At 59.9% G+C, this 14757-nt stretch carries 14 protein-coding genes; 8 read left to right on the top strand and 6 right to left on the bottom strand.

The window, feature by feature from the left end:
- The first annotated feature begins 44 nt into the window (after positions 1 to 44).
- The 5 genes from EC915_RS05670 to rlmF all read left to right on the top strand — a co-directional run bounded on the left by EC915_RS05670 (position 45) and on the right by rlmF (position 6587).
- Positions 45 to 1535, top strand: coding sequence for a leucyl aminopeptidase (locus EC915_RS05670; RefSeq protein WP_133749559.1), 1491 nt, complete (start codon positions 45 to 47; stop codon positions 1533 to 1535).
- Between the two features lie 65 nt (positions 1536 to 1600).
- Entirely contained in the window at positions 1601 to 2029 is a 429-nt protein-coding gene (locus EC915_RS05665; RefSeq protein WP_133749558.1) for a DNA polymerase III subunit chi, read from the top strand.
- A 7-nt stretch (positions 2030 to 2036) separates the two neighbouring features.
- Entirely contained in the window at positions 2037 to 2474 is a 438-nt protein-coding gene (locus EC915_RS05660; protein WP_133749557.1) for a DNA polymerase III subunit chi, read from the top strand.
- A 117-nt stretch (positions 2475 to 2591) separates the two neighbouring features.
- Positions 2592 to 5438, top strand: a complete 2847-nt coding sequence (locus tag EC915_RS05655; RefSeq protein WP_133749556.1) for a valine--tRNA ligase — start codon at positions 2592 to 2594, stop codon at positions 5436 to 5438.
- A 102-nt stretch (positions 5439 to 5540) separates the two neighbouring features.
- Complete coding sequence (gene rlmF, locus EC915_RS05650) at positions 5541 to 6587, top strand: 23S rRNA (adenine(1618)-N(6))-methyltransferase RlmF (RefSeq protein WP_133749555.1); 1047 nt, start codon at positions 5541 to 5543, stop codon at positions 6585 to 6587.
- 115 nt (positions 6588 to 6702) lie between these two features.
- On the opposite strand, the gene EC915_RS05645 is transcribed toward rlmF, so the two are convergent.
- Positions 6703 to 6984 (bottom strand): HU family DNA-binding protein, encoded by a 282-nt coding sequence (locus tag EC915_RS05645; protein WP_007905514.1) that lies wholly within the window; start codon positions 6982 to 6984, stop codon positions 6703 to 6705.
- Between the two features lie 351 nt (positions 6985 to 7335).
- On the opposite strand from EC915_RS05645, the gene yejK reads away from it, so the two are divergent.
- Both yejK and EC915_RS05635 read left to right on the top strand, forming a co-directional pair.
- A complete protein-coding gene (gene yejK / locus EC915_RS05640; protein WP_133749554.1) occupies positions 7336 to 8337 on the top strand; it encodes a nucleoid-associated protein YejK in 1002 nt (333 codons plus the stop codon).
- 5 nt (positions 8338 to 8342) lie between these two features.
- Positions 8343 to 8693, top strand: a complete 351-nt coding sequence (locus EC915_RS05635; RefSeq protein ID WP_133749553.1) for a glutaredoxin family protein — start codon at positions 8343 to 8345, stop codon at positions 8691 to 8693.
- Position 8694: 1 nt separating this feature from the next.
- Here the strand turns inward: EC915_RS05635 and EC915_RS05630 are convergent, their stop codons facing one another.
- A complete protein-coding gene (locus tag EC915_RS05630) occupies positions 8695 to 9627 on the bottom strand; it encodes a glutathione S-transferase family protein (protein ID WP_133749552.1) in 933 nt (310 codons plus the stop codon).
- 190 nt (positions 9628 to 9817) lie between these two features.
- Between EC915_RS05630 and EC915_RS05625 the strand changes: the two genes are divergently transcribed.
- Positions 9818 to 10777, top strand: a complete 960-nt coding sequence (locus tag EC915_RS05625; protein ID WP_133749551.1) for a hypothetical protein — start codon at positions 9818 to 9820, stop codon at positions 10775 to 10777.
- On the opposite strand, the gene EC915_RS05620 is transcribed toward EC915_RS05625, so the two are convergent.
- The 4 genes from EC915_RS05620 to EC915_RS05605 all read right to left on the bottom strand — a co-directional run bounded on the left by EC915_RS05620 (position 10761) and on the right by EC915_RS05605 (position 14757).
- Positions 10761 to 11060, bottom strand: a complete 300-nt coding sequence (locus EC915_RS05620; RefSeq protein ID WP_133749550.1) for a GIY-YIG nuclease family protein — start codon at positions 11058 to 11060, stop codon at positions 10761 to 10763. The two genes, EC915_RS05625 and EC915_RS05620, sit on opposite strands and share 17 nt — an antisense overlap.
- Positions 11061 to 11275: 215 nt before the next feature.
- Positions 11276 to 12571 carry a CynX/NimT family MFS transporter gene (locus EC915_RS05615; RefSeq protein WP_133749549.1) on the bottom strand — a complete coding sequence of 432 codons (1296 nt, stop codon included), beginning with the start codon at positions 12569 to 12571 and terminating at the stop codon, positions 11276 to 11278.
- 313 nt (positions 12572 to 12884) lie between these two features.
- Positions 12885 to 13649, bottom strand: coding sequence for an amino acid ABC transporter ATP-binding protein (locus tag EC915_RS05610; RefSeq protein ID WP_133749548.1), 765 nt, complete (start codon positions 13647 to 13649; stop codon positions 12885 to 12887).
- Positions 13650 to 13659: 10 nt separating this feature from the next.
- Positions 13660 to 14757 carry an amino acid ABC transporter permease gene (locus EC915_RS05605; protein WP_133749547.1) on the bottom strand — a complete coding sequence of 366 codons (1098 nt, stop codon included), beginning with the start codon at positions 14755 to 14757 and terminating at the stop codon, positions 13660 to 13662.

Raw genomic sequence — 14757 nt, 5'->3', positions numbered from 1 at the left:
GCATTCATTTTGCGATAACCCACAGCTTAATCGGGGACCCCGACATGGAATTGGTTGTTAAGAGCGTCAGTGCAGAAACCTTCAAGACCGCCACACTGGTGGTCGCTGTCGGTGAAGGCCGTACCCTGAGCGATACTGCCCAAAGTATCGACACCCTGAGCGGCGGCGCGATCAGCGCCGTGCTCAAGCGCGGTGACCTGGCCGGTAAAGTGGGCCAGAGCCTGCTGCTGCACAGCCTGCCCAACCTCAAGGCCGAACGCGTTCTGCTGGTCGGCAGTGGCAAGGAACCCGAACTCACCGACCGTCAATTCCGCAAGATCATCAGCGGCGTGCTCAGCACTCTGAAAAGTCTGGGCGGCACCGACGCGGCCTTTGCGCTGGATCACCTGAACGTCAAGAACCGTGACATCTACGGCAAGAACCGCCTGCTGGTGGAGACGCTGGCCGATGGCGAATATGTGTTCGATCAATTCAAAAGCCAGAAAGTCGACCCGCGCGCCCTGAAGAAGATCACCCTGCTGACCGCCAGGTCTGCCGCTGTCGAAGTCGAACGCGCCGCCAGACACGCTCAGGCCATCGCTGCAGGCATGGCGGTGACTCGCGATCTTGGCAACATGCCGCCCAATATCTGCCACCCGACCTACCTTGGCGAACAAGCCAAGGCGCTGGGCAAGGCGAACAAGGGCCTGAAGGTTGAGGTTTTCGACGAGAAGAAAATCGCAGACCTGGGCATGGGTTCGTTCCTGGCCGTGGGTCAGGGCAGCGCCCAGCCGCCGCGGCTGATCGTCATGCAGTATTCCAATGGCAAAAAAAGCGAAAAACCGTTCGTGCTGGTCGGTAAAGGAATCACCTTCGACACCGGTGGCATCAGCCTGAAACCGGGCCTGGGCATGGACGAAATGAAGTTCGACATGTGCGGCGCAGCCAGCGTGTTCGGCACCCTGAACGCGGTGTTGCAACTGCAACTGCCGATCAATCTGGTGTGCATCATTGCAGCGGCGGAAAACATGCCAAGTGGCAACGCGACCCGCCCGGGCGACATCGTCAAGACCATGAGCGGCCAGACCGTGGAAATTCTCAACACCGACGCCGAAGGCCGTCTGGTGCTGTGCGATGCCCTGACCTACGCCGAGCGCTTCAAGCCACAGGCCGTGATCGATATCGCGACGCTGACCGGCGCTTGTGTTGTTGCACTGGGTGGCCACACCTCGGGGCTGCTGGGCAACAGCGATGCGTTGATCAATCAGGTGCTCGATGCTGGTAAACGCGCGGACGACCGTGCGTGGCAGCTGCCGCTGTTCGATGAATACCAGGAGCAACTGGACAGCCCGTTCGCCGACATCGCCAACATTGGTGGTCCGAAGGGCGGCACCATTACAGCGGCCTGCTTCCTCTCGCGCTTCGCCAAAGCCTATGAATGGGCGCACCTGGACATCGCCGGTACTGCATGGCTGAGCGGTGGCAAGGACAAGGGCGCCACTGGCCGCCCGGTTCCCCTGCTGACTCAGTACCTGCTCGACCGCGCCGGCGTGTAAGGCGCCTTGCACCTGCCAACCCTGGCATCGGTCAGGGTCGGCAGGGCATGTGTTCTGGAATCTTCATGACCCAAGTCGACTTTTATATCCTGCCCAGCGCCGACCCGCTCGCGCGGCTGGACTTCGCTTGCAAACTGACCGACAAGGCCTGGCGCCTCGGTCACAAGGTGTATCTGCATTGCAGCGACGCCGAACAGCGCGCAGAGCTTGACGCTCGCCTTTGGCGCTTCAGGGGCGAAACCTTCCTGCCCCATGGCCCGATTGAGGACGATCTGGACGCTCCCGTCGCGTTGGGCATCGGCACCGACCCCGGCTCACATCAGGATTTGCTGGTCAATCTCGACCTGCGCATCCCCGATTTTTTTAAACGATTCGCCCGCATAGCAGAGATCGTTGTGGAAGATCCGCCCATCCGGCTGGCAGCGCGAGAGAGTTTTCGCTTCTACCGTGAACAGGGCTATCCTCTGCAAGATCACCGATTGCAGCGTCTTTGAGCATACGATGGACACTTCTAAAAATCTGAAAGACTCCGCGCACTTGCTAGATGACCTCGAGTCAATCCGCCAACTGCTCGGCGACGATGGCCTGCAGCCGCCACTGCTGACCGACACGGTTCACGATGACGGCCAGATTCCCCTGTTGTTCGATGTGGTTACCGGTAAGGTGATCAGCGCCGATGAACATGATCAGCAAATGCCCGTGCTCACCGACGCACCCGTGGCCGCCATAGCGCCGCAAAAGGAAGAACCGGCGCAGTCAGTCAGCCCGCCGAATCCGGAGGATCTGCTGCACCTTGACAACGAACTGCGCGCCGCCGCGCAATTGATCTTGCAGGACGTGATCAACGACTTCGCCCCGCACATCGAAAACGAAATCAAGCGTCGCCTCGAAGCGCGGATGGAGCGGCTCCTTACCTCAGCTACAAGCGCCACGCTTTAAGCTGCAAGCAGAAACCAGAGCCAGCCACTGTCCTCCTGGAGCTTGTGGCTTGTGGCTGTCCCCGCGGCTATACTTACCGGCTTTTCCGACTCAAAGCAGATCAGGTTCCCGCCGCGCATGGACAAGACCTACCAGCCGCACGCCATCGAAACTTCCTGGTATCAGACCTGGGAGTCCGAAAATTATTTCGCTCCGCAAGGCGCGGGCGACTCGTACACCATCATGATTCCGCCGCCGAACGTCACCGGCAGCCTGCATATGGGCCATGGCTTCAACAACGCGATCATGGACGCCTTGATTCGGTTTCGGCGGATGCAGGGTCGCAACACGCTCTGGCAGCCAGGCACCGACCACGCCGGTATCGCCACGCAAATGCTGGTAGAGCGTCAGCTCGAAGCTCAGGGCCAGAGCCGTCATGACTTGGGTCGTGAGAAATTCCTCGAAAAGGTCTGGGAGTGGAAGGATCAGTCCGGCGGTAACATCAGCCGTCAGATCCGTCGCCTGGGCTCGTCCGTCGACTGGAGCCGTGAGCGCTTCACCATGGACGACGGCCTGTCCGAGGCCGTAAAAGAAGCCTTCGTGCGCTTGCATGAAGACGGCCTGATCTACCGCGGCAAGCGCCTGGTCAACTGGGACACCAAGTTGCACACGGCTATTTCCGATCTCGAAGTGGAAAACCACGACGAGAAAGGCCACCTGTGGAATCTGCGTTATCCGTTGGCCGACGGCGTAAAAACCGCCGAAGGTCTGGACTACCTGATCGTCGCCACCACCCGCCCGGAAACCATGCTGGGCGACGCCGCCGTTGCGGTGAACCCGACTGACGAGCGCTACAAGGCGCTGATCGGCAAGTTCGTCGAGCTGCCGCTGGTGGGTCGTCGCATCCCGATCATCGCTGACGATTACTGCGACCCCGAGTTCGGCACCGGCTGCGTGAAGATCACCCCGGCACACGATTTCAACGACTACGAAGTCGGCAAGCGCCATAACCTGCCGCTGCTGAACATCTTCGACAAGAACGCCGCCGTTCTGCCTGCCGCCCAGGTGTTCAACCTCGACGGCACGCTGAACGAAACCATCGACGGCAGCCTGCCGGCTCAATACGCCGGCCTGGATCGCTTCGAAGCGCGCAAGCAGATCGTTGCCGCCTTTGACGCCGTCGGCCTGCTGGTCAGCGTCGATGACCACGGACTGAAAGTACCGAAGGGCGACCGCTCCGGCACGATCATCGAGCCGTGGCTGACTGACCAGTGGTACGTCTCCACCAAGCCGCTGGCCGAGCCTGCCATTGCCGCCGTTGAAGATGGCCGCATCGCCTTCGTCCCCAAACAATACGAAAACATGTACTTCTCGTGGATGCGGGACATCCAGGACTGGTGCATCAGCCGTCAGCTCTGGTGGGGCCACCGCATCCCGGCCTGGTATGACGAGTCGGGCAAAGTCTACGTCGGTCGCGACGAAGCCGAAGTGCGTACCAAGCACAGCCTCGGACCTGACGTTGCGCTGCAACAGGACAACGACGTGCTCGACACCTGGTTCAGTTCGGGCCTGTGGACCTTCTCCACGCTGGGCTGGCCTGAGCAGACCGAGTTCCTGAAAACCTTCCACCCGACCGACGTGTTGGTCACCGGTTTCGACATCATTTTCTTCTGGGTCGCCCGGATGATCATGCTCACCCTGCATCTGGTGAAGAATGAAGACGGCACCCCACAGGTTCCGTTCAAGACCGTGTACGTGCACGGTCTGGTCCGCGACGGCCAGGGTCAGAAGATGTCCAAGTCCAAGGGCAACGTTCTGGACCCACTGGACATCATCGACGGTATCGACCTTGAAACACTGGTGCACAAACGCACCTCCGGCATGATGCAGCCGAAGCTGGCGAAGAAGATCGAAAAACAGACCCGTGATGAATTTGCTGACGGCATCGCCAGCTACGGCACCGATGCCCTGCGTTTCACCTTCTGCTCGCTGGCCTCTACCGGTCGCGACATCAAGTTCGATATGGGCCGCGTCGAAGGCTATCGCAACTTCTGCAACAAGATCTGGAACGCTGCGCGCTACGTGCTGGACAAGGGCGAAGACTGTGGTCAGAACGGCGAAGCGGTCGAGCTGTCGCTGCCGGATCGCTGGATCATCTCGCAGCTGCAACGTACCGAAGCCGAAGTGACACGCCAACTGGATCAGTTCCGTTTCGACCTCGCGGCGCAGGCGCTGTACGAGTTCATCTGGAACCAGTATTGCGACTGGTATCTGGAGTTGTCCAAGCCCGTGCTGTGGGACGAGAACTCGCCCATTGAACGTCAGCGCGGCACCCGTCGCACGCTGGTTCGCGTTCTGGAAGTGGCGCTGCGTCTGGCGCATCCGTTCATGCCATTCATCACCGAAGAAATCTGGCAGCGCCTCGCGCCGCTGGCCGGCGTCGAAGGCAAGACCATCATGCTGCAACCGTGGCCGGTGGCGAACGAAGCTCGCATCGATGCGGCTGCCGAAGGCGACATCGAATGGCTCAAGAGCCTGATGCTCGGCGTGCGAAATATTCGCGGCGAGATGAACATCGGTCCAGGCAAGCCATTGCAGTTGTTCCTCAAGAACGTCAGCGCTGAAGACCAGCGCCGCCTGAACGAGAACGAGCATCTGCTCAAGAAACTGGCCAAGCTCGAATCGTTCACCGTGCTCGCGGCGGGCACCGAAGCGCCATTGTCGGCAACGGCACTGGTCGGCGAAATGGAAGTGCTGGTGCCCATGGCGGGCCTGATCGACAAGGGCGCAGAGCTGGCGCGTCTGGACAAGGAAATCCAGCGTCTGCAAGGCGAAGTGCAACGTGTGGGCGGCAAGCTGTCCAACGCCTCGTTCGTTGACAAGGCGCCGCCTGAAGTCATCGCCAAGGAGCGCGCGAAACTCGGCGAAGCCGAACAGGCGCTAAGCAAACTGGCCGAGCAACACGCACGGATCGCCAGTTTGTAAGTGAAATACACAGCCCGCCTGAAGCCAGCCTGGCTGATGACCACGAACCCTGTAGGAACACGTTCCTACAGGGTTTTGTGTTCTTAAGAGACCTGACTTGACATGACCGCATCAGACAACAAGCCCAACCCGCGCCGCAAAAAAACCAAGCCCGCAACAGCGTGCGCACCCAATAAGACGAACGCCGAGCCGCGAGAAAAAGCCAGCCTGCACCCGCGCAATCGCCATCAGGGCCATTACGACTTCCCGCGCCTGATCAAGAGCAGCCCTGAGCTGGGCAAGTTCGTGATCACCAACCCCTATGGCAAGGAAAGCATCGACTTCGCCAATCCGGCGGCCGTTCGGGTATTCAACCGTGCGTTGCTCAAGGCTTTCTACGGCATCGCTCACTGGGACATACCGGCAGACTATCTGTGCCCGCCGATTCCTGGCCGTGCCGATTACCTGCACTTTCTCGCCGACCTGCTGGCCGAGCAAAACGACGGGGTCATCCCTCGCGGCGCAGCGATCAGGGCGCTGGACGTCGGGACCGGCGCCAACTGCGTCTATCCGCTGATTGGCAACGGTGAGTACGGCTGGCACTTCCTGGGTTCGGATATCGACAAGCTGGCATTGGCCTCAGCTTCGACCATCGTCAAGGCGAACAATTTGGGCAAGGCCATCAGCCTGCGCCAGCAGAACGAGCGCAAGCACATCCTTGTGGAGCTGCTGCTGGCCGACGAGCGCTTCGACATCAGCCTGTGCAACCCGCCCTTCCATGCGTCCGCCGATGAGGCCCTGCGCGGCAGCCAGCGCAAATGGCGTGCATTGGGCAAAGCCGATCCCAAGCGCAAACTGCCGGTGCTGAACTTCGGTGGCCAGGCATCTGAATTGTGGTGCGAAGGCGGTGAAGCGCGTTTCGTCGCGCAACTGATTGCAGAGAGCGCCAAAGTGCCGGCTCAGGTGCTGTGGTTCAGCACGCTGGTGTCCAAGGCCTCGAACCTGCCGCAGATTCAGAGCACGCTAAAGAAAGTGGGGGCGGTGGAAAGTCGAGTCGTGGAAATGTCGCAAGGCCAGAAACAGAGCCGCTTCGTCGCCTGGACATTTCAGGACAAGGCGCAGCAGGCGGCATGGCGAGCGGAGCGATGGGCGCCGGGCGCCGGGCTCTAAATGAAAACCATGCTGATTCTTGCCGCAAGAGTGGCTTGCATTCCAACTCGCAGGCATAAAAAAACCGTGTCCGGATCGCTCCGTCACACGGTTCTCAAACAGGCAGCGTGTTCGCTTACTTGTTGACTGCGTCAGTCAGGCCTTTAGCCACAACCAGCTTGATCACTTTCTTGGCAGCGATTTCGATGGCAGCGCCAGTCGAAGGGTTACGGCCGGTACGGGCAGGACGCTCGGTCACTTTCAGCTTACCGATACCTGGCAGGGTGATCTCGCCGCCATTTTCCAGTTGGTCGGCGACGATTTGGCCCAATTGGTCGAGAGCGTTGCGCGCGGTGGTTTTAGGCGCGTCGATAGCTTCTGCGATATCGGCGATCAATTGGTCTTTAGTCAGAGCCATGGTGGTGTTCCTTCCCTATCAAATTCATATGGTTTGCAGCGTGTGCACAGACGCGAAATGTAGATACTGAAATTGGCCTTTGGTTCGGCCAAACGCCCACAAACTGCATGCTTGGCGCGTTCAGGTGCGCAAGACCGGGCAAAACTAGCACAGAGCCGGGCAAATATCCGCACCTGACTGCCCATTTGGTCAGCTTTATTACGATTGCGGCGCAAAAAAGTCATATTAATGGGTATGAAGCCCTGTTTCAGGCCTCTCCAGCGCGCTCAAAGGCGGTGTGGGGTACACTGGCCGACTTTCCACGGGCCAAGCTTGCACCCGTTCAGTTCCACTTCAGCAGCCGAGAAATCAATGCCGATTCGTCATGCCATCGTTCACCTGATCGAGAAGAAACCCGACGGTACGCCCGCAGTTCTTCACGCCCGAGATTCCGAACTCGCGGAGTCCCAGGCCATCGAGAACATGCTGGCCGACCTCAACGAGAGCTATAACGCCAAACAAGGCAAGGCCTGGGGTTTGTTCCACCCCGAATCCGGCGCTCACCCGTTCAGCGGCTGGCTGAAGGAATACGTGGACCAAAGCAAGGACTTCACCGCTTTCAGCCGCGTCGCGGTCGAGCACCTGCAGAAGCTGATGGAGGAGTCCAACCTGTCGGTTGGCGGCCACGTACTGTTTGCCCACTACCAACAGGGCATGACCGAATACCTGGCCATCGCCCTGCTGCATCACAGCGAAGGTGTGGCGGTCAATGAGGCGCTGGATGTTACACCGTCACGGCATCTGGACCTGGGCCAGCTGCATCTGGCCGCTCGGATCAACATCTCCGAGTGGCAGAACAACAAGGCATCCAAGCAGTACATCTCGTTCATCAAAGGCAAGAACGGAAAGAAGGTGTCCGAGTACTTCCGTGACTTCATCGGCTGCCAGGAAGGCGTCGACGGCCCCGGCGAAACCCGCACCCTGCTCAAAGCCTTCAGCGATTTCGTCGAGAGCGAAGACTTGCCTGAAGAGTCCACCCGCGAGAAAACCAAGGCCCTTGTCGACTACGCCAGCAGCCAGAGCAAGATGGGTGAGCCCATCGCGCTGGAAGAACTCTCCGGCCTGATTGACGAAGACCGCCCGCGTGCGTTCTACGAGCACATCCGCAACAAGGATTACGGCCTGTCGCCGGAAATCCCTGCCGATAAGCGCACGCTGAACCAGTTCCGACGTTTTACCGGTCGCGCCGAGGGTTTGTCGATCAGCTTCGAAGCGCACTTGCTGGGCGACAAGATCGAGTACGACGAAGAAAAAGGCACCCTGATCATTAAGGGCTTGCCGACTCAATTGACCGACCAGTTGAAGCGGCGCTGATCGCCATGCTGATACGCACTCTCAAGAAATTTGCGCTGATCATGCTGGTGGTTGTCGTGTACCAGAACTGGGGCAAGATCGAGAACGTCGTCCATCCCTCCTCCGCTGTGTCGGCACAGGTTCAGGCGAACGCGAAAGTCACGCTGTACGCCACCGACTGGTGCGGCTACTGCAAGCAGACGCGGCGCTTTCTGGACAGCAAGGGCATACCCTACACCGAGTTCGACATCGAAAAGTCCAAGGAAGGCCGCACAGCCTACGAGGCGCTGGGTGGCCGTGGCATCCCTCTGATCGACGTGAACGGCACATTGATCAGAGGGTTCTCACCAGAAGAGATCCTGGCAGCGCTGAAGTAACTCAGCGCTTGTCGAGCCGAAAGCCATAGCGCGGAAAGTGCACATGCACGATGCCTGCGCGCGGATCCTCACGACGCAGGATGATTTCCTCGCGGCCGTTGAACAGCAGCTCGCCCTCTACCGGGTCCACACCGTAGTCCACGGCCGACACACCGACCCTTTCCCCCAATGCGAATCCATTCGGGTCGCTGAAAGCTTCGCCCGGAAGAGGCGCGGGCGTGGCGTTGCGCGCAATCTCAATCGCCTCGGTGGAGCTCTGCTCGCTGGCAGCGCCATGACCAAAACCGCTGAGCCGCTGATACCACGCCAGCACGGCTGGGTAATCGTCTACATAGGGGGCGGTGACGGGCGTCTGTTTAAGAAACCACAAGGTGTGTGCCGCCGAAAAGTCGGCAATCGACGGCACGCCCAGCAGGAAGTCGCCATTACGTTCCAACTGGGTCTGCAAACGACTCATTAAGGTTGGCCATTGATGCTGCGCCAACTCCAATGGCAGGCGCGTTGCGCTGCCGCCTTCAAAGAAGGCCGAGCGGTCAGCGACGAAGGCTTTCGCCGCGTCAGGCGGTACTTTGGCGAAACGCACCGCCAGTGATGCCGGCTGAAACACCAGGCTGACGGCATGCAGGAACAGCACCGAGTCTGCCCAGCTCGCCAGGCCCGCGGAGGTGAATTCCTGACCTTCGGGATAAAAGGATGGCGAGGACTTTTCAGCCTCAAGACGACGAGCAATCAGCGCGCTGTCGCAATAAATATCCGCGCCGACCTGCAGCACTGGCGTCTTGCGGTACCCACCAGTGAGTGCGGTAAGGTCGGGCTTTGGCAAGATCGACGGGATAACCACCGAGCGCCACGAAAGCCCTTTGAAACCGAGCATCAGACGCGCCTTTTCGGCGAACGGGGAGGTTGGGTAGTGATGCAGGATCAATGCTGACATTTGCGCTCGAAGCCTCGTCCGGGAAGCGATCAGCCTAGAAGGTCCTTGAAGGGGCGTCGAGTGACGACGCTGCCAATTCAGAGGCTCGCGATAAAGGCCGGCGGTCTTATCGCAACACGTTATCGCGGTAACACCCATATAAACGCTGGGCCGGCTAGGCTTGGTTTTTCAATGGAAGGAGCCACCCATCATGAAGATGATCTGCATCCATCTGGCGTTTTGCCTGTTACTTCAGGGCTGCTCATCAGCCCCGTCAACCCCACATGCCCCGGGCATTGCGACAGCTCTGCAGACTTCGCACATTGCACAGTCGCCAGAAGAGGTCGTGGCCTCCCTTAATCGACTCTATAACGATGATCAGAAGGACTGCCGTGAGATTGGCACCGACCTCCCCCGTGGCCACTACTACTGCAGCGGGCTGTTGATCAGGGCAACATCAGATGGAGATTACCTGCCCTGGACCTCCAGCCCCGGTGCGATTGCCCAGGGTGGCGCTGCCTTTTCATGGATTCGCAAGGACATGCACCCCGGCACGATGCTCAATCCGTCGGGCTTTATTTTGCGCAACGCCAAAGAGGGAGAACGATACGGTCTGCCCGGCTACGACGCAGGATTGATCTGCCTCTATCCGTTTGACGCGTCGACAAGCGGCAACATGCGCCACAATGGCTGTGGTCGTCAGGGCAGCAAGCCCACTACGCAAGCCGTGTATCCGCAGCCGGGCGTACCCCACCGCAATGCCGCCTATGCCTGGGGGTCTTGTGAAGACATCGGAATCAGAACGGTCGCAGAGTGGGTCGAGTACACCGGCGACCTGCAGGCAGGCGATACCCACAATCAGTGCTCATGGAACGTGGACAGCCAGACCGGCTGGAATAACGCCCTTGCCATCGCCCCGCTTTACCCGTCACTGGACTTCATCTGGAATGAACTGATCATGGCCACCGTGGATGACGGTTACTCCTTGAAAGACTACATCCCGGCGGTGTTTCTCTACGCGCCCTCACGCGAAGAAGGGTTGGAGGCGGCGCGAAACTTTCAGAGGAAACTCGCCGCCAATGGCAATACGGTACCAATCGTTCGCCTCGACTATCAGGCACGCCAGCCATTCTCTTATCACGTGGAGGACCAGGCTATCGCTGGGTCGTGACCAGCCGTTCCTTGGCCGCCTTACTGAGCTTCTTGATCGCCAGCTCCTGACGCAATGCCGCCCCTTTGCTCTCAAGGGTCTGCACGTACACCAATGCCACCGCCGGACTGGAATGGAAGAATCGCGCGCCCTTGCCGCTTTGGTGCTTGGCGAAACGCTTGTGCGGGTCATCGCTGATGCCGCAGTACAACGAGCCGTTCGCCGCACGCACCAGATACACAAACCAGGGCTTTGGCGTAACGATTTCATCAGCCACAGTGGCGACGAGGGCAGTGTCATTCATAGGGCATCACGGTTTTGAAAGCATGAGAGCGGCGATTCTAGCAGAGGGTAAGCGGCCTGATTCAAAAGCCTTCACCCTTCCCGTACAACCGACGTCCAGCCCAGCAGCGCGCCTTTGACACCGAATGCCTGACGCGCCAGCGCCAAAGACAAAAGCGGTCGCGAAAGACGAGGCGCGCTTGAATGTCGTTGTTCACCGCTCCGCCATCGCCGGAGTCACACTTTCTCGCTGGTCACACCCACATAAAGTGCACGCCCGGCGCCCAGGCCTGCAACGATGGCGGCGATGCCGATAACGCCGAAAATCCAGCCTACCGGGTTCCAGCTTCCGGTCCAGTCATGCACCAGACCCACCGCAAGCGGCCCAAGGGAAGCCAGCGTGTAACCGAAGCCCTGGGCCATGCTCGACAGATTGGCCGCAACGTGGGAGTCGCGTGAGCGCAGCACGATCAACGTCAATGCCAGGCTGAAAGTGCCGCCCTGCCCCAGACCCAGCATGATGCCCCATCCCCAGAGCTGACTCACCGGCGCGTACAAGCAACCGAACAGACCGCCCAGGGTGAGCACCATGACCAGGACAATCGCCAGACGCTGATCCTTTCCACGGGTCGCCAGCCATGGCGTGGCGAGTGAGCTGAGCAACTGCACCATGATTGAGCCCGACAGCAGCAGGCCCGCCTCGGTTGGTGTCAGGCCTCGACCGATAAGAATCGACGGCAGCCAGCCAAACACGATGTAGGCCAGCGAAGATTGCAGCCCCATATAGACCGTCACTTGCCAGGCCAGACGGTCACGGCGCAACCCACGTACCCGATAGGCAGCCTGATGCTGGCCGTGACTTTGACGTGTCTGCGGCCACCAGAAGACGGCAGCGAGCAGCGCCGGAACGATCCAGAACCCCAGGCCAATGGCCCAGCTGTCGTCAAAGTGCTGACTCAGCGGCACGGTCGAGCCTGCGGCCACCGCCGCGCCCAGACACAGCGCCATGGTGTAGACGCCAGTCATGGTGCCCGCCTGTTTGGCAAAATCACGTTTGACGATGCCCGGCAACAGCACACCGATGATGCCGATGCTCGCTCCGGCCATAATGCTGCCCGCGAACAAGCCCACCTGGCCGAACGAACTGCGCAGCAGGATCCCGCACGTCAGGGTCATCAGGATGCCCAACACCACACGCTCACTGCCGAACCGACGCGCCAGCACCGGCGCCAAAGGCGCGAACAGCCCCAGGCACAGCACCGGCAGTGTCGTCAGTAGGCCTGCCCTGGCCGCGGACAGCCCGAGGCTCGCCGACACTTCACTGAGCAACGGCGCCATGCTCGAAAGCGCCGGGCGCAGGTTCAAAGCCACCAGCACCAGCCCGAGCAGCAAAAACCACGGCCTCCTCAGCACCGGATGATGCTGTTGAACCTGCTCGTCATCAGCCTCTGCGTCGATCAGCAATTCGTCGATTTCGTGATGTTTCGGGGAATGGGGTAGCGTGTCGCTCGCCGGTGGCGCCTTGGTCGTCATGGGATTCTCGTGGGGGCAGGATGTAACAGCGCATTGCGCAAAGATGCAATCCTGTTGGAGAACGTCAGGGAACACAAGTTTTGCGGGGATTGCGTACAGTTTTAGCGAGAAGTCCGAAGGACGGGACCAACGGCGGAAATGAGTTTGCCTACGAAGAGTGACGTTCAGGCGGTGGAGCTGCGTGAGCGGTAATGCCCTCTTCATGAGCGAGCTCACGCCTATAGCCGTGGGTCGCCCGTGCAAAGCAGTCGTACCGTCAGGCATAAAAAACCCGGACACGCGGCCCGGGTTCTTTAATGAAGCAGCGAACGGATCAGTGCAGGATCTGACTGAGGAACAATCGGGTGCGGTCGCTTTGCGGGTTGTCGAAGAAGTCGTTGGGCGCGGCCTGTTCGACGATCTCGCCTTTGTCCATGAAGATCACGCGGTTGGCCACGGTACGGGCGAAGCCCATTTCGTGGGTCACGCAGAGCATGGTCATGCCTTCTTCAGCCAGACCGACCATGGTGTCGAGCACCTCTTTGACCATTTCCGGGTCGAGGGCCGAGGTAGGCTCGTCGAACAGCATGATTTTGGGCTTCATGCACAGGGCGCGGGCGATGGCCACACGCTGTTGCTGGCCGCCAGACAATTGTCCGGGGTATTTATGCGCTTGCTCTGGAATACGTACACGCTCCAGGTAGTGCATGGCGATTTCTTCGGCCTTTTTCTTTGGCATCTTGCGCACCCACATCGGCGCCAGCGTGCAGTTCTGCAGGATGGTCAGGTGCGGAAACAGGTTGAAGTGCTGGAACACCATGCCGACTTCACGACGGATGGTTTCGATCTGCTTCAAATCCGACGTCAGCTCGGTGCCATCGACGATGATGCGACCCTGCTGATGCTCTTCCAGGCGGTTGAGGCAGCGGATGGTGGTCGACTTGCCCGAACCCGACGGGCCGCACAGCACGATACGCTCGCCCTGACGCACGTTCAGGTTGATGTCTTTCAACACGTGGAACTGGCCGTACCACTTGTGTACGCCCTCCATGCGGATCATGCCTTCGGCGCCCAGCGGTTTACTGACAGCTTCAATCATCACAACACTCCTAACGCTTGTGGCCTGTGTCCAACTTACGCTCCAGGTGCATGGAGTAGCGGGACATGCCGAAACAGAAGATCCAGAACACCAGGGCCGCAAAGACGTAACCCTCGGTCGCCATGCCGAGCCAGTTGGGGTCGGCGGCAGCTTGCTTGACGCTATTGAGCAGATCGAACAGGCCGATGATGATCACAAGGCTGGTGTCCTTGAACAACGCAATCACCGTGTTCACCAGGCCGGGAATCACCAGCTTCAAGGCTTGCGGCAGAATCACCAGGCCCATGCGGCGCCAGTAACCCAGGCCCATGGCCGCAGCCGCTTCGTACTGGCCCTTGGGAATGGCCTGCATGCCGCCACGCACCACTTCGGCCACGTAGGCCGACTGGAACATGATCACGCCGATCAGGGCGCGCAGCAGTTTGTCGAAATTCATGCCTTCGGGCAGGAACAGCGGCAGCATCACCGAGGACATGAACAGCACGGTGATCAGCGGAACGCCGCGCCAGAACTCGATGAAGGTCACGCAGAGCACGCGAATCGCCGGCATGTCGGAACGACGCCCCAGCGCCAGAACCACGCCCAGCGGCAGCGCACCGGCGATGCCTACGGTCGCGATGACCAACGTCAGCATCAGACCGCCCCATTGACTGGTCGCCACTTCGGTCAAACCGAAAATCCCGCCGTGGAGCAGGAAGAAGGCGACAATCGGGTAGATCACCAGAAAGCTCAGGCCGTAGATCGCCTTGCGTGGCATGGCCTTGATGAACAAAGGCGCGGCGCCGATGATCGCCAGCCATACGGTCAGGTCGACCCTCCAGCGCAGTGCCTGTGGGTAATAGCCGTACATGAACTGACCGAAGCGCTGCTCGATGAACACCCAGCAGGCCCCTGCTTTGGTGCAATCAGCGCGCGTGGTGCCGACCCAATTGGCGTCGAACAGCGACCAGCCCAGCAGGGGCGGAACGATCAGCCAGATCAGATAGACCGCGAACAGGGTCAACAGCGTGTTGATCCAGCTCGAGAACAGGTTCTGGCGCACCCATGCCACGGGGCCGAAGACTTTTCCCGGCGGTGGCATATCGGGTTTGAAGATATGAGATGTCAT

It is taken from the genome of Pseudomonas sp. LP_7_YM, from assembly GCF_004364435.1.
GTDB lineage: Bacteria > Pseudomonadota > Gammaproteobacteria > Pseudomonadales > Pseudomonadaceae > Aquipseudomonas.
Note: the sequence above shows the minus strand (reverse complement) of the source record. Positions and strands in the feature narration are given on the sequence as shown.